General features: G+C 45.4%; 22 protein-coding genes. 14 read left to right on the top strand and 8 right to left on the bottom strand.

All coding sequences use genetic code 11. The features are described from left to right. Positions 1-42: 42 nt before the first annotated feature. A complete protein-coding gene (locus IS446_RS04815) occupies positions 43-1,191 on the bottom strand; it encodes a cysteine desulfurase family protein (RefSeq protein WP_203058875.1) in 1,149 nt (382 codons plus the stop codon). Between the two features lie 89 nt (positions 1,192-1,280). Between IS446_RS04815 and IS446_RS04810 the strand changes: the two genes are divergently transcribed. Beyond that, positions 1,281-2,189, top strand: coding sequence for a hypothetical protein (locus tag IS446_RS04810; RefSeq protein ID WP_203058874.1), 909 nt, complete (start codon positions 1,281-1,283; stop codon positions 2,187-2,189). Positions 2,190-2,199: 10 nt separating this feature from the next. Here IS446_RS04810 and IS446_RS04805 read toward each other — a convergent pair whose 3' ends face one another. Next, positions 2,200-2,748: a Smr/MutS family protein gene (locus tag IS446_RS04805; protein ID WP_203058873.1), complete on the bottom strand. Its 549-nt coding sequence runs from the start codon at positions 2,746-2,748 to the stop codon at positions 2,200-2,202. A gap of 45 nt (positions 2,749-2,793) precedes the next feature. Next, positions 2,794-2,979 carry a hypothetical protein gene (locus tag IS446_RS04800; RefSeq protein ID WP_203058872.1) on the bottom strand — a complete coding sequence of 62 codons (186 nt, stop codon included), beginning with the start codon at positions 2,977-2,979 and terminating at the stop codon, positions 2,794-2,796. A 91-nt stretch (positions 2,980-3,070) separates the two neighbouring features. On the opposite strand from IS446_RS04800, the gene IS446_RS04795 reads away from it, so the two are divergent. Together IS446_RS04795 and IS446_RS04790 are read left to right on the top strand one after the other, a co-directional pair. Continuing rightward, positions 3,071-3,370, top strand: coding sequence for a DUF2752 domain-containing protein (locus tag IS446_RS04795; RefSeq protein WP_317192168.1), 300 nt, complete (start codon positions 3,071-3,073; stop codon positions 3,368-3,370). A 22-nt stretch (positions 3,371-3,392) separates the two neighbouring features. Then, positions 3,393-3,734: a CCC motif membrane protein gene (locus IS446_RS04790; protein ID WP_203058871.1), complete on the top strand. Its 342-nt coding sequence runs from the start codon at positions 3,393-3,395 to the stop codon at positions 3,732-3,734. A gap of 101 nt (positions 3,735-3,835) precedes the next feature. Here the strand turns inward: IS446_RS04790 and IS446_RS04785 are convergent, their stop codons facing one another. Next, the gene (locus IS446_RS04785) at positions 3,836-4,294 is read right to left on the bottom strand and encodes a hypothetical protein (protein ID WP_203058870.1); all 459 of its coding nucleotides are present in this window, start codon (positions 4,292-4,294) and stop codon (positions 3,836-3,838) included. An 86-nt stretch (positions 4,295-4,380) separates the two neighbouring features. Next, positions 4,381-5,655: an ornithine--oxo-acid transaminase gene (rocD, locus tag IS446_RS04780; protein WP_203058981.1), complete on the bottom strand. Its 1,275-nt coding sequence runs from the start codon at positions 5,653-5,655 to the stop codon at positions 4,381-4,383. 342 nt (positions 5,656-5,997) lie between these two features. Between rocD and IS446_RS04775 the strand changes: the two genes are divergently transcribed. The 7 genes from IS446_RS04775 (at position 5,998) to IS446_RS04745 (ending at position 11,345) form a co-directional block, all read left to right on the top strand. Next, positions 5,998-7,257 carry a TlpA disulfide reductase family protein gene (locus IS446_RS04775; RefSeq protein ID WP_203058869.1) on the top strand — a complete coding sequence of 420 codons (1,260 nt, stop codon included), beginning with the start codon at positions 5,998-6,000 and terminating at the stop codon, positions 7,255-7,257. 55 nt (positions 7,258-7,312) lie between these two features. Next, the gene (locus IS446_RS04770; RefSeq protein WP_203058868.1) at positions 7,313-7,774 is read left to right on the top strand and encodes a hypothetical protein; all 462 of its coding nucleotides are present in this window, start codon (positions 7,313-7,315) and stop codon (positions 7,772-7,774) included. Beyond that, positions 7,771-7,917, top strand: coding sequence for a hypothetical protein (locus IS446_RS04765; RefSeq protein WP_203058867.1), 147 nt, complete (start codon positions 7,771-7,773; stop codon positions 7,915-7,917). The genes IS446_RS04770 and IS446_RS04765 overlap by 4 nt, the downstream gene beginning before the upstream one ends. Further along, on the top strand, positions 7,914-8,507 hold the full coding sequence (locus tag IS446_RS15565) for an energy transducer TonB (protein WP_203058866.1): 594 nt from the start codon (positions 7,914-7,916) through the stop codon (positions 8,505-8,507). Before IS446_RS04765 ends, IS446_RS15565 begins: the two co-directional genes overlap by 4 nt. Before the next feature lie 146 nt (positions 8,508-8,653). After that, positions 8,654-10,066: a 23S rRNA (uracil(1939)-C(5))-methyltransferase RlmD gene (rlmD, locus tag IS446_RS04755; protein WP_203058865.1), complete on the top strand. Its 1,413-nt coding sequence runs from the start codon at positions 8,654-8,656 to the stop codon at positions 10,064-10,066. Positions 10,067-10,075: 9 nt separating this feature from the next. Next, the gene (locus IS446_RS15560; protein ID WP_203058864.1) at positions 10,076-10,600 is read left to right on the top strand and encodes a DUF6452 family protein; all 525 of its coding nucleotides are present in this window, start codon (positions 10,076-10,078) and stop codon (positions 10,598-10,600) included. After that, the gene (locus tag IS446_RS04745; protein WP_203058863.1) at positions 10,581-11,345 is read left to right on the top strand and encodes a DUF6048 family protein; all 765 of its coding nucleotides are present in this window, start codon (positions 10,581-10,583) and stop codon (positions 11,343-11,345) included. The genes IS446_RS15560 and IS446_RS04745 overlap by 20 nt, the downstream gene beginning before the upstream one ends. 7 nt (positions 11,346-11,352) lie before the next feature. Here IS446_RS04745 and IS446_RS04740 read toward each other — a convergent pair whose 3' ends face one another. Beyond that, positions 11,353-11,586, bottom strand: coding sequence for a hypothetical protein (locus IS446_RS04740; RefSeq protein ID WP_203058862.1), 234 nt, complete (start codon positions 11,584-11,586; stop codon positions 11,353-11,355). 7 nt (positions 11,587-11,593) lie between these two features. Further along, the gene (locus tag IS446_RS04735) at positions 11,594-12,763 is read right to left on the bottom strand and encodes a THUMP domain-containing class I SAM-dependent RNA methyltransferase (protein ID WP_203058861.1); all 1,170 of its coding nucleotides are present in this window, start codon (positions 12,761-12,763) and stop codon (positions 11,594-11,596) included. 55 nt (positions 12,764-12,818) lie between these two features. On the opposite strand from IS446_RS04735, the gene IS446_RS04730 reads away from it, so the two are divergent. From IS446_RS04730 to IS446_RS04720, 3 genes are read left to right on the top strand one after another with little or no spacing between them, the layout of a single operon-like run. Beyond that, complete coding sequence (locus IS446_RS04730) at positions 12,819-13,550, top strand: class I SAM-dependent methyltransferase (RefSeq protein WP_203058860.1); 732 nt, start codon at positions 12,819-12,821, stop codon at positions 13,548-13,550. Positions 13,551-13,554: 4 nt separating this feature from the next. Then, positions 13,555-14,241, top strand: coding sequence for a ZIP family metal transporter (locus tag IS446_RS04725; RefSeq protein WP_203058859.1), 687 nt, complete (start codon positions 13,555-13,557; stop codon positions 14,239-14,241). Position 14,242: 1 nt separating this feature from the next. Then, positions 14,243-14,671 (top strand): DUF4268 domain-containing protein, encoded by a 429-nt coding sequence (locus IS446_RS04720; RefSeq protein ID WP_203058858.1) that lies wholly within the window; start codon positions 14,243-14,245, stop codon positions 14,669-14,671. Positions 14,672-14,699: 28 nt separating this feature from the next. On the opposite strand, the gene trhA is transcribed toward IS446_RS04720, so the two are convergent. After that, complete coding sequence (trhA, locus tag IS446_RS04715) at positions 14,700-15,320, bottom strand: PAQR family membrane homeostasis protein TrhA (RefSeq protein ID WP_203058857.1); 621 nt, start codon at positions 15,318-15,320, stop codon at positions 14,700-14,702. A gap of 230 nt (positions 15,321-15,550) precedes the next feature. Between trhA and IS446_RS04710 the strand changes: the two genes are divergently transcribed. After that, on the top strand, positions 15,551-18,370 hold the full coding sequence (locus tag IS446_RS04710; protein WP_203058856.1) for an Ig-like domain-containing protein: 2,820 nt from the start codon (positions 15,551-15,553) through the stop codon (positions 18,368-18,370). Positions 18,371-18,482: the final 112 nt, after the last annotated feature.

Raw genomic sequence — 18,482 nt, 5'->3', positions numbered from 1 at the left:
CATTGCACACCCTTATGTAATTACTCACCCTTACAACATTACTCACCCATTTGCAAACTCTCCAAGTACCTCCACTACATGGTCGAGCTGTTCTTTGGTATTGTAAACCGAAAACGAAAATCTCAGGGAAGGTTGTTGCATGGCCTGAGCATCGAGAAGTTCTGCCAGCACATGAGACCCGGTCTGGCTACCGCTTTGGCAGGCACTACCACGGCTACAGGCGATCCCCTTAAGATCGAGCTGAAAAAGCAACATATCGGCCTTTGAAGCAGGTATAGGCAATCGCACATTCACCAGGGTGTAGGTGCTTCTTTTGTGATCTGCTCCGCTCCCGTTCACCTCCATTCCCGGAATGGCCCTTTTCAGGGATTCCAGAAAGTAGGCTTTCAGTCCGGCGATCTTTTCACGCTCCTGGTCCAGATCGGCATAAGCCATTTCCAGCGACTTTTCCAGTCCCAGAATATTGTGAACACTTTCGGTTCCGGCACGACTCCCTCTTTCCTGCTCCCCCCCATGGATCAAAGGGGATAGATGAAGGTCCTTTCGTCTGAAGAGGATGCCAACACCCTTCGGGCCGTGAAACTTATGGGCAGAGGCTGCAAGAAAATCGACGGGCACAGCTTCCAGATCCCATTCCCAATGACCAACAGACTGTACAGCATCGGTATGCACGAGGGCTCCGTACTCCTTACACAAACGGGTGATCGCCGCAATATCGATCATATTACCCACCTCGTTATTTACGTGCATCAGGCTCACCAGGGTTTTATCGTCATTACCCGCAAGCAAGGTTCTCAGGTGCTCCGGATCGGGGTTTCCTTCAGCATCGAGCCTCACCCATTCTGTTCGGGTTCCATAAACCTCTTCGAGATAGGTCAAGGTATGCAAAACTGCATGGTGCTCGATCTTACTGCTAATAATTCGTTTTACCCCAAGGTCGCGAACCGAACCAATGAGTGCCATATTATCGGCTTCAGTACCCCCCGAAGTAAAAATGATCTCCGAAGGATGGGCGTGAAGCAGGGAGGCAATAGCCTTTCGGGCCTTTTCGATTCGGGCCTTTGAGGCACGACCATAACTGTGGGTGGAAGAAGGGTTCCCAAAGTGCTTCTCCATACCTTCCAGCATGTAGGCGATAACCTCCGGACGTATTGGAGTCGTAGCGGCATTGTCGAGATAGATGTTCTGCATGAGGCAAAATTACACAAATAAATTCTTGAGAATAAATTTCGAGATAGACAGGGAGTTCTTACTTTTGTCTGGATCCAAAATTTGCTGTCATGAAACGATTTCTGGCCATTTTTACTGCCCTGAGCATTTTCTCCTGTGATGACGGAGACCTCACCCTTGAGCGTCTTAATTTTGACGATACAGCCGTAGAGACCCCTTGTGGCGAACTCTTGCTGTTCAAGATCGGGGATAGCAGGAAAGAAAGCCTGATGATCGAAATTTCAGGAGAAACGAGCGATATCTTCTCCAGCCTTCCGGCCAATGGCAACAGCCGTACCTACGCCATTAATAACAGCAGCGTAAAAGCCTTGTACAGGGTTTTTGATGGCGATGTGGGCAGAAGCTATTTCTGTAATGCCATTCCACCTACGGCCCCACTGGTGGTTGAAGAATGGTATGCTACCGGAGGAACTGTAGAGATCGTTACCTCCCTGGAAGAAGACGACAACGACAACCTTCCGGCCAGTCTAGAAGGGATCGTACTCAATGACGACGGCACCATTAACAAGGAAGCTTCAAGAGATACCGATGGTGACGGACTCCCGGATTACCTCGATATTGATGATGATGGCGATAATGTACTTACCTCCCAGGAATTCGAGATCGTAGGCGGAGAGATCGTTCTTACCGATACCGATGGAGATGGCACTCCTAACTACCTCGACACCGACGACGATAACGACGGTACCCTCACCTTCTTTGAAGACCTTAACGGAGATAACAATCCGGCCAACGATATTCAAACCGGGAATACCGAACCTAATTACCTCATCGCGTCGTTAACAGCTTCGACACCGCTACCTGTGAGTCGCCGTAACCACACCTTTATCGAAACCTACTCCAGCACCATTGCGATCACGGATGGATTTCAGCTTATTAGTAATGGTCAGGAGATAAAATACGATGTGCCCAGATATGAATTTGGCACCATCACTTCTGCAGTAACAGCCACAGAATAAATTAACCTTATCAGGGATTCTGGTAGATATAGACCTCAGTAGCTCCGAGACCGTATTTCTGGTAGTCGGCGTCATACCAGGTTACGTTGTCGTACCTCCCGAATAAATACTCCAGCTCGGTACGCAACACCCCTTCACCTTTACCGTGAATAAATACCACGCGTCTTATTCCCTTGTTTATGGCAAACTCCAACTGTCGCTTTGCCGTATCCACCTGCAGGTTGAGCATATCGTGATTGGCCATACCGCGGGTATCTTTAGTAAGTTGATGTATGTGGAGGTCGACCTCCATAGGCGGAACGGTCTTTTCCCGCTTAACTGACTTACGCCTGAACTTTTGTCCTTGTTGCTTTTCCTTTACTGCGCGATACACATCCATATTCGACACCTTAAGCGCATCGTCTGATTCAGGCAAACGCAACAATTCATCGGGTTGCAGATTCATTTCAAATCCGTCATCGGTAAGCACGATGACCCCATCGGAGGTTACGTGTTTCACACGCCCCCTGATATTATCGTCTATGGTTTCTACCTTATCTCCAGGTTGAAATGCACTCATTTGCTTTTGAATTTCAACTCCCGGTCAAGCATACCGGTTCGAGGTTTATTCGTCTGTATCGGAATCTTCTCTTGGATTGTCTTTCACCCATAGCACGGTCGATTTATACAATCCGTACATTAAAAACGCAAATCCAAGGATCTTCATATAAATATGCCAGGGCTCCTCATTGTCGAATATAAAAACCATAATGGCACCGGCCACTATAAAGATCAAAGAAAGAAATTTCATGATTACAATACCTTTTTAGGATGGCAAAATTACGCTTTTCCTATAAGTACAATGTAACTTTTGTTAAGTTTACCATACCAAAACAATGGCAATGCTTATGTACCTCTCTTGGATCACCTATCACCCGGAAGACCTTATGCTTCCCTGCCTGACCAAAAAGTTCTTTGGTTTCGAATGCTTTGGGTGTGGCTCACAACGGGCCGCAGTCCTGCTCTTTCAGGGCGAGTTCGCAGCGGCATTTAAGATGTACCCCGCCATTTACACCCTTATCCTTCTTTTCGCCCTGTTAATTGCGCACAACTTCTATAAGATCCCGTATTACAGTAAATTATTATATATATTAGTTTTTATAAACCTCGCCTTAATTGTGGGAAACTACTTTTTAAAATAGCGGGGAGCAAAATCAAAAGATCATGGAAACACAAAAACTCCCCAACCCCGTTCTCATCATCGTACTAGGCGTACTGGGTATGTTATGCTGCTGCTTTGCAGGCGTCGGGATCATACCGTCGGCCATTGCCCTCAACCTCTCGCAAAAAGCAGAGGGGATCATTGCCGAAAACCCGGAAAATTATATCGACAAACAGTCTACCGTTAAGGCAGGAAAGATCATCGCAATCGCCGCGATCGCCCTTAACTTATATGTACTGGTAAAAATGGCTTTCGACATCTACAGCATGGGATGGGATGCGTATAAAATGCAATTCCAGGAAGCGTGGGAAGAGGCCAAACGCCAGGCAGAAGCTAACCAGTAAAAATCTTCAGACACCTATAAAAAAAGACGGCCCTTATGAGTCGTCTTTTTTTTTTAGGTGGAATAAGGCGGTAACAAAACACCATGTAGGCACATATATTATTACATAAAGATCGCCATGACCCCGGCCATGATCCCGAACAGGAAGGCAATACCGTAAATGATCAGGGCTACAGCCGTGAGGATCCCCATGAATTTATAGTGCTTCCTGAGAAAATCGAAGCCTGATTCCAGAAATTGAGTGTCATGATCGGCAAGGGCTCGTTTCATTGAAGAAGAGAACTTATAAAGGTAGTGTACGGGAAAAAAGTAGATCAGAGCGATGATCACATACATCACTCCTCCAACTCCGGCTCCAAAAGCTCCCATTCCTGTGTCATCCATAGGAAGATCCAGGCCAAACATAAAAAAGGCCGCAAGCACCATAAATCCGACCATCACATAACCTACGATAGCCAGAAATCGGGTCCAGGAAGTGGTTTGTTTCAGCATTTCGATCATGCGTGGGGTAAGTTTCAATTCTTCCGGTGCAGCGCTCACCGTTTCAGATAAGGTTTCCATAAAGGGTGTTGATTAGGTTAATGCATAAAAAAGGCTATTCCGTAAGAATAGCCTTTCAAAAATAGTATTTATTTTAAATCCTGAAATTACTTCTCGAATTTTTTGAGGGTACTGGTAATGATCTCCACACACTCCAGCAGTTGCTCTTTGGTCATCACCAATGGCGGTGCAAACCTGATGATATTTCCATGGGTTGGCTTGGCCAGTAATCCATTTTCTTTCAGGGCCACACAAATATTCCATGCAGTATCGCTATGCTCGGTATCATCGATCACGATGGCGTTAAGGAGTCCTTTACCGCGTACGAGTTTTACGATGTTACTGTTCTCTATATAGGCATTCATCTTTTCTCGGAACAGATCTCCCAATTCACGGGCGTTTTGTGCCAGATTTTCGTCTTTAACCACTTCGAGGGCTTCCATCGCCACTGCTGCAGCTACGGGGTTTCCTCCAAAGGTACTTCCGTGTTGTCCGGGCTTGATCACTTCCATGATCTCATTATTGGCCAATACGGCACTCACCGGGTAGGCTCCTCCACTCAGGGCTTTTCCGAGGATAAGCATATCCGGACGTTGATAGGTGTCTTGCTTTTCGCAGTGTCCCTGGCAAGAACAATCTCCGCAAACGGCAAGTAAAGAACCGGTTCTTGCAATACCGGTCTGGATCTCATCGGCTATAAAGAGTACTCCGTGATCGTTGCATAGCCCCTTAACTTTGGCCAGGAAATCGGCATCAGGTCTGAAAACTCCGGCCTCTCCCTGAATAGGTTCAATAAGTACCCCTGCGACGTTCTTCTCGGTTTTCAAAGCTTCCTCAAGCGCCTTTGGATCGTTGTAGGCTACCTTTACGAATCCCGGGGTATAGGGACCGAAATTCTTACGTGCCCCCTCGTCGTTCGAGAAGGAGATAATGGTGGTGGTACGGCCGTGGAAGTTGTTTTCAAAAACAATGATCTTGGCTTCGTGTTCGGCAATCCCTTTTTTCTCATATGCCCACTTTCGGCAGATCTTAATGGCCGTCTCCACAGCCTCTGCCCCGGTGTTCATAGGAAGCATCTTGTCAAAACCAAAATACTCACAGGCGTATTTTTCGTACTTCCCGAGCATGTCGTTGTAAAATGCTCTTGAAGTAAGCGTAAGCGTCTTGGCTTGCTCGGTCATGGCCGAAACGATACGGGGGTGACAATGCCCTTGATTCACTGCAGAATAGGCAGAGAGAAAATCGTAGTATCTCTTGCCTTCAGCATCCCACATAAACACCCCTTCTCCCTTACTCAATACTACAGGAAGCGGGTGGTAATTGTGAGCTCCATACTTGTCTTCTAATGCGATCGCATCTTTTGATGATAATTTTTCCAAAATTGTTTTTGTTGATTTTAGATTGAAAAATTTACAATTCCTTCTTATGGAGAGAAATCATCCTTTTGCAGTGGTTGCAAAATAATAATTTTATTACGGATACTAAAGTTTATTTGGGCGCCTGTTTGCTCTCGCAAACACCGCGTTTTTCGCGCTACATGGTAGCCTGCTGCAACCGCTGGCGCAGGCCTTTCACCCCCTGTTTTAGAAGGAATCTTATCCTAAACACCTCATCTTCTGAACGACACAAATCGATAATTTTCTATATTAGTGACGAAGATCAATACTATTGGTACAATAAATGTAGCTCCAGAGGCCGTAACCATCAACAGGAAATCACCCATTATGAAAGCATCGAACATCCTTACCCTTCTTGTCCTGATCATCGCGCTGGCAAGTTGCTCCGATCAAAACAACACCAAACTCATTCTCAACGGTACCACTACCGCCCCGGATATCAAAAGCATTATCCTCCTTAAACCCGGCCAGGATATCAGGCATGACTCGGTGCTGGAGATCCCGGTTACCGATGGCAAGTTCCACTATGAGGCTACCCTGGAATACCCCGAAGCGGTAGACCTGGTACTCGGGTCGTTCCGCGACAATGGCGGAGGTCGTTTTTTGCCCTTATTCCTGGAGAATACCACCATCGACCTTAAGATCTACCCGGAAGAAGCCTTTGACAGTAATGAGGTGTCCGGAGGTAAGTACAATGCGTTGTACCGGGATTATCAGAACGACCTGGAAAAGACCTTCGCTGCGAGAACGAAGGCCCTGACCGATAGTCTCGGAGCACTTTACGCCCGGGAATCAGTGAACAGAAGTGATCTCGAGACCCTTCAGAACGACCTGGAAGCGGCAGAAAGTGACGGAGAGCGATCTTTCGTATCTAAACAGATCAAAAGTGTGAAAAAGTCACAGGTGGTGATCGCCGAACAATTATCTGCCCTGGCAGAAGAACGGGACAGGATCTATGCGCAAAAGCAGGAATTCCAGCGATCGTATATCGAAGAAAATCCCAACCTGGTGGCGTATTACCTCTTCCTGAATACCCTAATCTACGACAGGGACAATGTAGACCTTCAAAAAGCCAGGCAAACCTACGAGAAACTCTCTAAAGTCCACCCGGATCATCCATACAATACGCTGGCAGGAGAACTCATAACAGCCATGGAAGACATCAACGTGGGAGAACCCTTCTCTGACTTTATCGCGCCCGACCTTGAAGGTCAGCTCACAGCCTTATCCGGTCTGATCGAAAATAAGATCGCACTCCTGGACCTGTGGGCTACCTGGTGTGCACCCTGTATCAGGAAAAGCCGTGAGATGCTTCCCATATACCATGAATTTAAAGACAAAGGCTTTACCGTCGTTGGGGTCGCAGGAGAATTCAAAGACACTCAACGCCTGGAACGTTTTCTTGAAAAAGAGCAATGGCCGTGGGTCAACCTGGTAGAACTGGACAGGGCCAATGACATCTGGAAGCAATACGGGGTTGACGGCGGTGGCGGAGGAATGTTCCTGATCGATTCAGATGGAGTCATCCTGGCAAAAGACCCCACCCCGGAAGAGGTAAGAGCAATTTTGAACGCTTCGAAATCATAAGGACAAAGAATCAGGAATTATTTATAAACCATAGTTGTACCCAAGACATAAACACATGAAAATAAAAACAATATTGTGTCTCTTTATTACCTTCTTAGTTTCATCTAACACCTTTGGTCAAATAGATAAACTTTTAGGTTCCTGGCAGCCATATGCTATTGATAATGGCGAGTTTTACTTGAATATTAAAACTGATTCAATCGCATTATATGAGGAATTGAGCTATATAGAAAATGATTCATTAAAAATCAGCCAATTGAAAGAGATTGCATCACAACTCTATTTTAATCAAAAGCATACTTTCAAAGAAAACGGAAAATATATTCAGCATATCAGTATGATGAATTTAGAACTCGATTATATGATCAGTGCATCCAACAAACTCCTACTTGTATCGGAAAATCAGTTTAAAGATGAAAAGGACGCAATAGAAATACCTTTCAGCCTCAAAAATGGGGTGCTTTTTTTGGAATTACCTGTGACTGAACCGGCAACTAAACTATGGCTAAAGAAATGACCTATCTACAACATCTCCCGAATACCATGACCTCCCTCCTGCTCTTTTTTTCTTTCATGGCCTTTGTGCCCAGGATACCTTATACCTGGATCAGGACCGCAAGCCAACCACCTTTGGCGATCACGAATATTACCGTGTGGTGAGCAAGGAAGCTACCGGAGACGACCGCTATAAGGAAACCACCTATAATACAGCCGGCGTTATACAGTATTCCAATACCTACGACCGTTATCATTCGAGGAAGAAATCGGAAGTAAGCTATTGCAAATACTACCCTTCCGGACAACTACATATACAACGGGAGATGCATAAAGGCAAACGCCATGGCCGCTTTTTATCCTATTGGGAAAATGGAACCCTGAAACGTAAAGACTACTACATAAAAGGGATGTTCGGCTCTGGAACCTGCTGGGATGAGAGCGGAAAGGAAGTGTCCTATTACCCCTTTGAAGAACCTGCCGAATATCCAGGAGGTATGGTGAACATAATCACCTTTATAAAAAACAGTATTGACCCCAAATACAACACCTCAAGATACAAGGGGTCCAGGGTGCTGGTGAAATTCGCTATCCTGGAAAATGGTAAGGTGAGTGAAATCGAGATCGTTGGTGGTGGCCCTGTTGAACTCCTGGTCGAAGCTGTACGACTCGTCGAATCTATGCCAGCATGGACTCCTGGGAAGCTGGATGGAGAACCGATAAAGACCCGACATGTGCTTCCCATAGTTTTTTGATCTGGAGGCCCTGGTATTAACACAGAGCAACCTAAACTATTCCGTCAAAAACGCTTCGCCCTATGGGGCAAATATCTATGACACCGTACCTTGATTCACCAAAACGATTGCAAACAAAATCCAAAAAAACACCCTATTTTTGCCCCATGGCAAGAAAGAACAGGATCAAGGTATTTGAAAAGGTGACCGTAACCGATGCGGGCGCCAAAGGAAAAGGGGTAGCTAAGGCACCGGACGGCAGGGTGATCTTCATGCCTCATGCCGTTCCCGGCGATGTGGTCGATGTACGAACCTTTAAGAAACGAAAGAATTACTTCGAGGGAGAAGTGGTGCATATCCACGAGCCTTCCGATAAGCGCACCGAACCGATTTGTGAACACTTCGGCACCTGTGGCGGATGTAAATGGCAGAATATGGCCTATGAGCACCAGCTGTTCTACAAACAAAAGGAAGTGACCAATAACCTCCAGCGTATTGCCAAGATCGAACTACCCGAGATCACGCCTATCATGGGATCGGAAAAACAGTATTTCTACCGAAACAAAATGGAGTTCTCCTTCTCCGACAGCCGCTGGCTCAGTCGCGGGGAGATCGAAAGCGATACCGAGATCGGCAACCGTAACGCCCTTGGTTTTCACATCCCGGGCATGTGGGATAAGATCCTGGATATAAAAAAATGTCACCTACAGGGCGACCCTTCCAATGCTATTCGCATGGAGGTTAAAACCTTTGCAGAGGCCAACGGGATGACCTTTTTTAACACCCGTAACCAACACGGACTCCTGCGTACCCTCATGATCCGAACGGCCTCTACAGGAGAGATCATGGTACTCATCCAGTTCTATAATGACGAACCGGAAAACAGGGAGTTACTTTTAGATCATTTAAAGAATACCTTCCCGGAGATCACCTCCCTGCAATATGTGATCAACCAAAAGCCTAACGATACCATTTACGATCAGGAGGTGGTATGTTACGCCGGTCGCGATCATATTCTTGAAGAAATGGAAGGTCTTCAATTCAAGGTGAATGCCAAGAGTTTCTACCAAACCAATTCGGCCCAGGCCTATGAGTTGTATAAGGTAACCAGGGAATTTGCCGATCTTCAGGGCGATGAAACCGTATACGACCTGTATACAGGAACCGGAACCATCGCACAATTCGTAGCGAAAAAGGCCGGTAAGGTGGTCGGGGTCGAAGCGGTGCCTGAAGCCATCGAAGATGCCTGGGAAAATGCACGCCTTAACCAGATCGAAAATGTGGCCTTTTATGCAGGGGATATGAAAAAGGTATTCAATGCCGAATTCATCGAAGCCAATGGTCGTCCCGATGTGATCATTACCGATCCGCCACGCGATGGCATGCACAAAGATGTGGTGCAACAGATCCTGGATATTGCCCCCGAAAAGGTGGTTTACGTAAGTTGTAACAGTGCAACACAGGCCAGAGACCTCGCACTGATGGATGAACTGTACCGTGTGGCACGCGTGCAACCGGTAGATATGTTCCCGCAAACCCACCATGTGGAAAATGTTGTACTTTTAGAACGTAGAAAATAAAAACAACACGTGAAGAAACGCTTTTTTCTCCTAGCCATACTTACACTTACAGGTGCTATTTTCAGTGCCTGCGAAAAAGATGACATCTGTCCAGAGGGATCGGGTACCACCCCCTATCTCCATATCGGATTTTTCGATATTACCGATCAGGATGTGCCTAAATCGGTAACCCGGCTAAGGGCCGTTGGCCTTGGGCAGAACATTACGGTAGGTACCTTTAGCGATCGTACCAGCCAGAACGAGATCACCCTTCCGCTTAAGAACTACGAGAATGCTACCAGCTTCTACCTCATTAACGATTCGGCCGATGATGCCAATGGTGTAGAAACCGGTGATGTAGACCTGGTAGAATTCAATTACCAGACCAATGAAGTGTTCATTTCAAGAGGCTGCGGGTATGCTGTAAACTACATCCTCAACCAGGTCGTTAACGACCCGGAAGGTGTTGACAGTTCCCAATGGATCCGCGCCCTGGAAGTAGTCAAATCAAGTGTACAACCTCAAGATACCCTTCATGTTAAAATATACCATTAATATCTTTTTTCTGCTTTGTGCAACCTTAGCTTTTGCCCAGGATAATGGCATTGCAGCCGATACGGCTACCGCGAAGCCGGTGTATTACCAGAAGTACGGATTGCGTGTGGGGGTAGACCTCAGCAAACCCCTCCGAACATTATTGGAAGATAATTACGAAGGTCTTGAGATCGTCGGTGATTTCCGCTTGTCACAAAAAATGTATCTCGCGGCAGAACTCGGAACAGAAAAGAAAGGAACCGAAGAAGATAACTTTATGTTTACCACCACCGGTAGCTATATTAAAGCGGGGGTAGACTGGAACACCTATGAGAACTGGTATGGGATGCACAATATCATTAGCCTCGGACTTCGCGGCGGATTCAGCACCTTTAGTCAGACCCTCGATGCATACCGCATTTACACCACAGACCAATACTGGAATGAAAACGTCGACGGTTTCCCCGGAGAACAATACCTGGGAGAGTACGACGGACTCACCGCCCAATGGGCAGAAGTGGTTGTGGGTGTCAAGGTCGAGCTTTTCAACAATCTTTACCTGGGAGGGAGTGTACGCCTGAACTACCTGATCAACGATACGGCATCAGACGTGCTTCCAAATATGTATATTCCAGGATTCAACAAGGTCACCGACGAGAGCAGGTTCGGGGTTGGATACAACTATACCCTGAGCTACCTCATCCCGATCTTTAAGACCACCAATAAGAAGAAGGCAACAGAGGAAGAAGCAGAAACAGAAGAATAATCCCTTCCTAGGTAATATCTCGTACTCCCTTAAGGAGAAACCATTTCACCTTCACTCTTTGCTGACCGTTCTCTACCACTACCCCACACTTTGGCGATAAGACAGAGGCCGTGATCGCCGCAATGAACAGGGAAACGTAGTGCTGCTCAGGAAAAAAATACAGCAGGGTATATCTGAAGATCAGAAATAAGGCTACAAAGCCGAGGAAATTCACTAAAAATGCTTTGATCTTTGGTTTCATAAAAGGATCACGATTGGGGCTTTTTAAACTTTGCTTTCTTACTTCCGGCGTAGATATCGTACTTGTATAAACGACTCTCTAATTTCCCGTTATAGAGCTTGATCTTTCTGGAAGGTCGCAGACCCACATTCTTTACAGCTTCCGGGTCGGCCGTAATAAACCAGGCCTCGGTATTGGCGTAATGATTTTTCAGGGTATCCCCTATGTTACGATAAAATTCCTCAAACTCTTTTATTTCCAGTCGTTGCCCGTATGGCGGATTGAAAACCATGTGTAGTTTTTCATCGCCCTCTTTTTCTGATGCGAAGAAATCCTTTTGTTCAATGGTAATATATTCTGCCAGGTTGGCATTCTTCACATTATCTGCAGCCTTACGGGCAGCAGAAGGTGCCTTATCATATCCGTAGATCTTATGATGAAACTCCCTGGTCTTTTTAAGACTGCTCTCTACGATCTTTTCAAAGAGCTCCTCATCGTAATCGGCCCATTTTTCAAAGGCGAATTCCCTGCGGTTGATATTGGCGGGAATATTACAAGCGATCATAGCTGCCTCGATACACAGGGTACCACTACCACACATAGGATCGAGAAAATCTGATTGTCCGTCCCAACCACTTTGCAGGAGGATCCCGGCAGCAAGTACCTCATTAATAGGTGCAATATTGGTCGCAGTCTTATATCCCCGCTGATGAAGCGATTGACCGCTACTATCCAGGGAAATCGTCACCTGATTGCGCTGAATGTGAATATTAATGCGTAGATCCGGGTATTTGATATCCACATTAGGACGCTTACCCAGAATATTTCGAAAACGGTCTACAATAGCATCCTTGGTCTTTAAGGATATATACTTGGAATGATTGAAAAGGTCAGAATTAACCGTGGCATCAACGGCAAAGGTTTGGTTCACCTTCATCATGCGCTCCCATTCCATACGGTATACCTTATCGTAAAGGTCTTGTTCGCTCCTTACGAAAAACGTACGGATAGGTTTCAGGATCTTGATCGCCGTTCTCAGGCAAAGGTTCGCCTTATACATAAAGCCGGTATCGCCTTCGAAAGTCACACTTCTTACTCCTTTCTCCACATTAATAGCGCCAAGGTCGGTCAACTCTTTGGCCAGCATATCCTCAAAACCGTGCATGGTTTTGGCAAGCATTTTGAAATTATTTGCCATAAATTACATTTATCAGATAGCAAAAATACGTTAATTTAGTGGCCTAAGTAAATTTATGAATAAAGAGACCTTAAATTGGTATAAAGAATGGTTCGATACCGACTTTTATCACATTCTTTACAGGGAAAGAAACCTCAATGAGGCAGCCCTCTTTATGAAGAACCTTACCACCTACCTCAATTTACCGGATAACGCTTCGGTCCTCGATGTGGGATGCGGTCGCGGCAGGCACTCGGTCATGCTGGGTGAAATGGGATATACCGTAAGAGGTATCGATCTGAGCGAAAGCAATATCGAACATGCCAAACAATTTACTTCTTCCCGCCTCCGCTTTGACGTTCATGATATGAGCGAGCCTTACGGCGATCACTATGACGCCATTTTCAACCTATTTACCTCCTTCGGATATTTTGATAATGATCATGACCATATTAAAACGCTAAGGATGATGAAGGATGCCCTGAAAGATAACGGATTCGGGGTGATCGATTTTATGAACGTAACAGAAGTTAGCAGCCATCTGATACCTGCAAGCAAGATCGCATTCGGAGGTATCAACTTTCATATTGAACGTTATGAGGAAGACGGACATATTTGTAAGGATATCCGTTTTGAGCACGACCAAACGCCCTACCATTTTACAGAAAGAGTAAAAGCCTACTCCCTGCAAGACTTTGAGCAGATGTTCGAAGAGGCAGGCATCTTCCTACTCGATGTTTTTGGTGATTACAAACTAAACAAATACCATCCTACCCGGTCAGAGCGGTTGGTGATGATCTTTAAATAAACAGATGAATTACATACTCCCTGTTCTGGCCGTAGTAATCGGCTACCTCGTTGTCTTGGTCTTTAAACTCACTAACCGGAAGTTCCTTAAGCTCTTTCTGGCCTTTAGTGGTGCTTTCTTGCTATCGGTAACGGTTTTTGAACTCTTGCCCGAGATCTTCGGCGGTCACGGTCACGACCACAGTGACGATAAAATTCTCGGACTTCTGATCATGGCCGGGATCCTGTTACAGATCTTTCTTGAATTCTTTTCTAAGGGGGCAGAACACGGACATATGCATATCGACAAAGAACTTAACCGATTTCCGATACCGCTATTCCTGAGTCTTAGCCTCCATGCCTTTCTCGAAGGCTTCCCGATCTCAGGACACGACCACCTGGTCTATGGTATCGTAGTGCACAAACTACCGGTTGCCATTATTATGAGCGCATTCTTCGTAAATTCCAACATCAGCAGATGGAAAACCATCTTGTTCCTTTTATTATTTGCAATGATGACTCCACTGGGTACCTTTGTAGGGAGTAATTCTGAATTCCTAAGACCATGGTATAATGAACTTCTGGCCCTGGTGGTTGGGATCTTTCTTCATATCTCTACGGTGATCCTTTTTGAGAGTTCAGAGGAACACAAATTCAATATCAACAAACTCATGGTGATCGTCCTGGGTATCGCCATAGCATTTATCATGTAATATGTTTAGCAGAGAAGAATCAAAGAAGATACGTCAGGAATTCTGGATCGCATTCGGTAAATCGTTTCCCCGAAAGTGGACCCTCTACAATACCGGGATCAAAGACTTCTCCTTTAAGTTCTACTTCGACACCAAAAAGGCCATGGTGGTACTGGATATTGAAGACCAGGACCTCGAGCAGCGCATCAAATACTACGAAAAGATGCAGTCGCTGGAAAAGGTACTCAAAGAAAGTTACCTGCCGGAAGCGGTATATGAAGACATCTATTTTCTGGAAAATGGCAAGGAGATCTCGCGGATCTTTATCCTTAAAGAAGGGGTAAGTATTCACAACAAGAACACCTGGCAGGAAACCATGGAATTCTTTGTGGAAAAAATGGGGAAATTTGAAGAGTTCTTCGAAGATTTTAAGGAAGTGATCAAAGCATAAGTATTTCGTAATCCCATGGGATACCCCCTTAGACTTCAACAAGCACCATAAAGTAGTGACTAATAGCCCCGCCTAAAACGAACAGATGCCATATCACATGATGATATGGCATTTTTTTTGCGGAATAGAAGATCGTACCAATGGTGTAAAATGCCCCACCCACTAAAAGCAGGACGAGTGCAGGTGTGGAAACACTTTCAAAAAGCCCCTTTAGATCAAACAACACCAACCAGCCCATGAACAGGTAGAACATCAAAGAAAGTCGTTCGTATTTTCCCAAAAAGAAGATCTTAAATACACTTCCGATAAGCGCAATGACCCATACCGCCGTAAATATGGTCCACCCGGATCCTTCTTCCATAGATATAAGCGCCATGGGCGTATACGTGCCGGCAATGAGAAAGTATATAGCGATATGATCCAGGAGGCGGAACAAATTCTTTACTCTTGGCCTTCTGGCAGAGTGATATAAGGTGGAAGCAGAGAAAAGGATCAGAGCAGAGAGGCCGTAAACCACAATGCTAAAGGTAGAATAACTGGTTCTGCCGCTATCAAAATAAATAAGTACGATCAAGCCAATGATCGATAGCGCCACCCCAAGACCATGGGTGAGTGCATTTAACTTCTCTTCATATAACGTTTGCCCCATGGTTAAAAATAAGAACAGGATACATTACCCATTGATTTTTAAAGACTTACGACTCTTATTTTCGATTAGGGAGGATGCATGCATTTTAGTTCCGCATGAATCGTCATTCATGTTAGAATGGATTTCCCAAAACCTAAGGGAGCATCGTGTATAATTACTGAATAAAATTCCTACAAAAACAGTATGGAAATCGTTAGTCATTTCTTATTTTCATCGGAAATTTACTACAAATGAAACGACTTAGCTTACTATCGATCCTCCTGACCTTTGCCCTTATCCTGGGATGCTCTAAAGATGAATCCAAAGAACCTGTTGAGGAGCCGGATACTATCGCTCCTGAGGTGATGTTCGAGATCGCCGGTCTTCCTGGTGATAACGGTACATCAGGAGAAGGGTCTCCGTCAGATACAACCTCAGTAGTGGTACCCAATGTGATCGTTATTGAGATCAGCGCAGAGGATGCAAAAGGTGTAGAAAAGGTGGAAGCCTTTGTTGACGGAGAAAAAGCCGGGGAAGATAAAACCGCACCCTTTAGAATTACAGTCGACTTCAGCCAAATACAGACAAAAGGTATAGTCCTTAGCAAAAGTGAAACCCAGTATACCCTAACGGTCACTGCTACTGACTTTTCCGGGAATCAGTCCTCTGTAGAAAAACAGGTGATCGTCGATGGCGAAATGCCGGTGATCGCACAGGTTTCTATGGAAGACGGTCTCTATATAAAAGGTGATACCAACCCCGTGAGCTTCCTGGTAAACGATAATGAAGGACTTGAAGCCGTTACCGCGAAAGTAGGCGATATCGACATTCCGGTAGTGGCGTCAGACAGCAGTGGATACGAACTCAACCTGAATACCCTGGAATTTACTGATGGCCTTCATCAATTAACCATTTCTGCAGTAGATATTGCAGCCAATGAAGCCACCTATCAATTGTCCTTCACGGCAGACAATACTGACCCTTCTGTAGCCATTAAAGCCATTACCACCGGATCAGATCCTGAGGCCTTAAAAACCTACAACATGCAAGACCAGGATACGGTAATACCTGTTATAACCAGTATGACTGGTCTGGACCTCGATGCTCAGGATGGTGTAGGAGTTGCACGGGTAGAGGTCTTTGTAAACAATGTACTCGCCCAAGAAGACAGTGTGGCGCCCTATGAGATCGCATTAGACCTGAGCGCAATTCAGGCTAAATCAGGGATCGCAAAGAAAACAGACACCCTCGTAGCTATAAAGATCAAGGTTTTCGATATGGTGGCCAATACCGATTCGATCGTTCAACAAGCCTATGTAGACAATATCAAACCGGTGATCTCCGGACTAACCATTGCTACCGATAGTATTATGCGAGGTACCGGTAAAGAGTTTGGTTTTGAAGTGACCGAAAATGATGCGCTGGAACTCGTAGAACTCAGGATCGCAGAGACTCCTGTAGAATTGGTTAAAGACACCTCCTATTACGCTTATACGCTGGATACCAACACCCTTCAGGACGGCCAACATAACCTTACAATAAACGCCAAGGACCGCGCTGCCAATAGTGCCGAAAAAATGATCGATTTTATCATTGACAACACAGCTCCGGAGTTGGCCTTCACCCATCTCAGCGAAAACCAGATCCTCGATAAACCAATGATTCTCGAGCCAATACTGGAAGATGCCACTTCTGGTATCGACAGTATCCGACTAAAGTTCAACGATTCTATCGTCGTTAACGAAAAATACTCAGGGACGTTCACCTATGATCTTAACCCGGAGAACTTCCCGGTGGGTCAGGGAACCGTATCTTTATGGGCCGTTGATAAAGCCGGTAATCAAAGCGAGATCACCGTAAATACTGAGGTACGCAGAAAACTAGTTACTGTGACCATCGGTGAAGGATTCCTTCACTCCTTCTGGGAATCCTTCTGGATCGTGGCCTCAGAAATGGACGGAAGTCCGATCCTCTCTCACTCAGTTTCCATGGGAGAAACCGAGATCGTGATCTATGCGCCCGGTGAGTTCCCGTTAGACAAGGACTATCAGATCTCCTTTATCGCTGCCGAGAAGAATGACAGGGTTCGGGCAACCAATATCCAAAAGATCAACAGGACTAACTTTACAGAAATGAACTTCCAGCCGAGAGAGGTTATTTATTCCAACAATATCACCCTCCTGGCTACCGGATTTGGCACCAACGAAACCGTCACAGCAAGTGGAAACGGATATTACGGTAATCACTACCCATGGGAAACACCTCAAACCATAGGGGTTGTAGACCATATTGATGATTACAATTACTCCGATTATTACTTTTATTCAGATAATCTGGACGGTGTGCCATACGCCTATGCACTGTTGCCATCCACAACTCCAAATAATACTCCTCTGGACCGTGCAGACCTAAGTACCGAGAATGTTGTTTTAGCAGATTATACCGTTACTGGTAATCCTCCTATGCTGAACAGACGACTCACTCTTTACGGATACCAATCCCAGAGCGACTATGACAACGGTAACTACCATACCCTGTTCTCCAATACTACGGAATCCATCTTTGGAGGCGGATTTGGTTATTATTACAGCTCCATTTTTAGTCATTTCAGAAATGAACTCCAGCTGGAAAATTACCTTTCTGTGAGACCGGGATTACCTCAGGCCGAGTATACCCTTCCAGGCTGGGCTATAACTACAAACAAAATGGGTAGTAGTATCGATGTGTCTGTTACAGGGAATGAAACTCCGGTAGGAAGACTTTACTTTGTGCCGTCTTCTCAGGACTTTTATTATATGTCGGTTATCTTTCCTTCCCAGGAAATGACCACCATCAACCTACCTGAGCTACCTGCCGAATTAAGTCATCTTACCTTCTATCAGGAAAGACAGGCCGGAAACCTCAATTTGGTCTCAGCTATGATGTCAAAGTTTGATAATATGAGTACTTACAATGACTACCTGCAAATGGTGATCAAAGATCAAAAAGAACACTTCGATGTATCTGAGATCATCGAGACCATATCGAGCGATGCGAGTGGGTATTTCAAACACAACAATTTCGACTTTTAGCCTTTTCTAAAAGCGTAGAAAATACAGAACACCTCTTTTAACCGGAACTCCGGTTTTTAAGAGGTGTTTTTGATCTATGCAGTTCATCCTATCCTATCATCCGCAAGTAAAG

It is taken from the genome of Robertkochia sediminum (genome assembly GCF_016786255.1).
GTDB lineage: Bacteria > Bacteroidota > Bacteroidia > Flavobacteriales > Flavobacteriaceae > Robertkochia > Robertkochia sediminum.
The sequence above is the reverse complement of the archived record's forward strand: the minus strand, read 5'-3'. Positions and strand labels throughout refer to the sequence as shown.

What these genes read in the sequence shown, in the direction of transcription:
- IS446_RS04730 (WP_203058860.1), top strand. Translation starts at nt 12,819, where the DNA reads ATGAATAAAGAGACCTTAAATTGGTATAAAGAATGGTTCGATACCGAC.
- IS446_RS04800 (WP_203058872.1), bottom strand. Translation starts at nt 2,979, where the DNA reads ATGAAATTTCTTTCTTTGATCTTTATAGTGGCCGGTGCCATTATGGTT.
- rlmD (WP_203058865.1), top strand. Translation starts at nt 8,654, where the DNA reads ATGGCAAGAAAGAACAGGATCAAGGTATTTGAAAAGGTGACCGTAACC.
- trhA (WP_203058857.1), bottom strand. Translation starts at nt 15,320, where the DNA reads ATGGGGCAAACGTTATATGAAGAGAAGTTAAATGCACTCACCCATGGT.
- IS446_RS04710 (WP_203058856.1), top strand. Translation starts at nt 15,551, where the DNA reads ATGAAACGACTTAGCTTACTATCGATCCTCCTGACCTTTGCCCTTATC.
- IS446_RS04775 (WP_203058869.1), top strand. Translation starts at nt 5,998, where the DNA reads ATGAAAGCATCGAACATCCTTACCCTTCTTGTCCTGATCATCGCGCTG.
- IS446_RS04745 (WP_203058863.1), top strand. Translation starts at nt 10,581, where the DNA reads ATGTTAAAATATACCATTAATATCTTTTTTCTGCTTTGTGCAACCTTA.
- IS446_RS04770 (WP_203058868.1), top strand. Translation starts at nt 7,313, where the DNA reads ATGAAAATAAAAACAATATTGTGTCTCTTTATTACCTTCTTAGTTTCA.
- IS446_RS04735 (WP_203058861.1), bottom strand. Translation starts at nt 12,763, where the DNA reads ATGGCAAATAATTTCAAAATGCTTGCCAAAACCATGCACGGTTTTGAG.
- IS446_RS04810 (WP_203058874.1), top strand. Translation starts at nt 1,281, where the DNA reads ATGAAACGATTTCTGGCCATTTTTACTGCCCTGAGCATTTTCTCCTGT.
- IS446_RS04725 (WP_203058859.1), top strand. Translation starts at nt 13,555, where the DNA reads ATGAATTACATACTCCCTGTTCTGGCCGTAGTAATCGGCTACCTCGTT.
- IS446_RS04785 (WP_203058870.1), bottom strand. Translation starts at nt 4,294, where the DNA reads ATGGAAACCTTATCTGAAACGGTGAGCGCTGCACCGGAAGAATTGAAA.
- IS446_RS04805 (WP_203058873.1), bottom strand. Translation starts at nt 2,748, where the DNA reads ATGAGTGCATTTCAACCTGGAGATAAGGTAGAAACCATAGACGATAAT.
- IS446_RS04795 (WP_317192168.1), top strand. Translation starts at nt 3,071, where the DNA reads ATGCTTATGTACCTCTCTTGGATCACCTATCACCCGGAAGACCTTATG.
- IS446_RS04790 (WP_203058871.1), top strand. Translation starts at nt 3,393, where the DNA reads ATGGAAACACAAAAACTCCCCAACCCCGTTCTCATCATCGTACTAGGC.
- IS446_RS04740 (WP_203058862.1), bottom strand. Translation starts at nt 11,586, where the DNA reads ATGAAACCAAAGATCAAAGCATTTTTAGTGAATTTCCTCGGCTTTGTA.
- IS446_RS04720 (WP_203058858.1), top strand. Translation starts at nt 14,243, where the DNA reads ATGTTTAGCAGAGAAGAATCAAAGAAGATACGTCAGGAATTCTGGATC.
- IS446_RS04765 (WP_203058867.1), top strand. Translation starts at nt 7,771, where the DNA reads ATGACCTATCTACAACATCTCCCGAATACCATGACCTCCCTCCTGCTC.
- IS446_RS04815 (WP_203058875.1), bottom strand. Translation starts at nt 1,191, where the DNA reads ATGCAGAACATCTATCTCGACAATGCCGCTACGACTCCAATACGTCCG.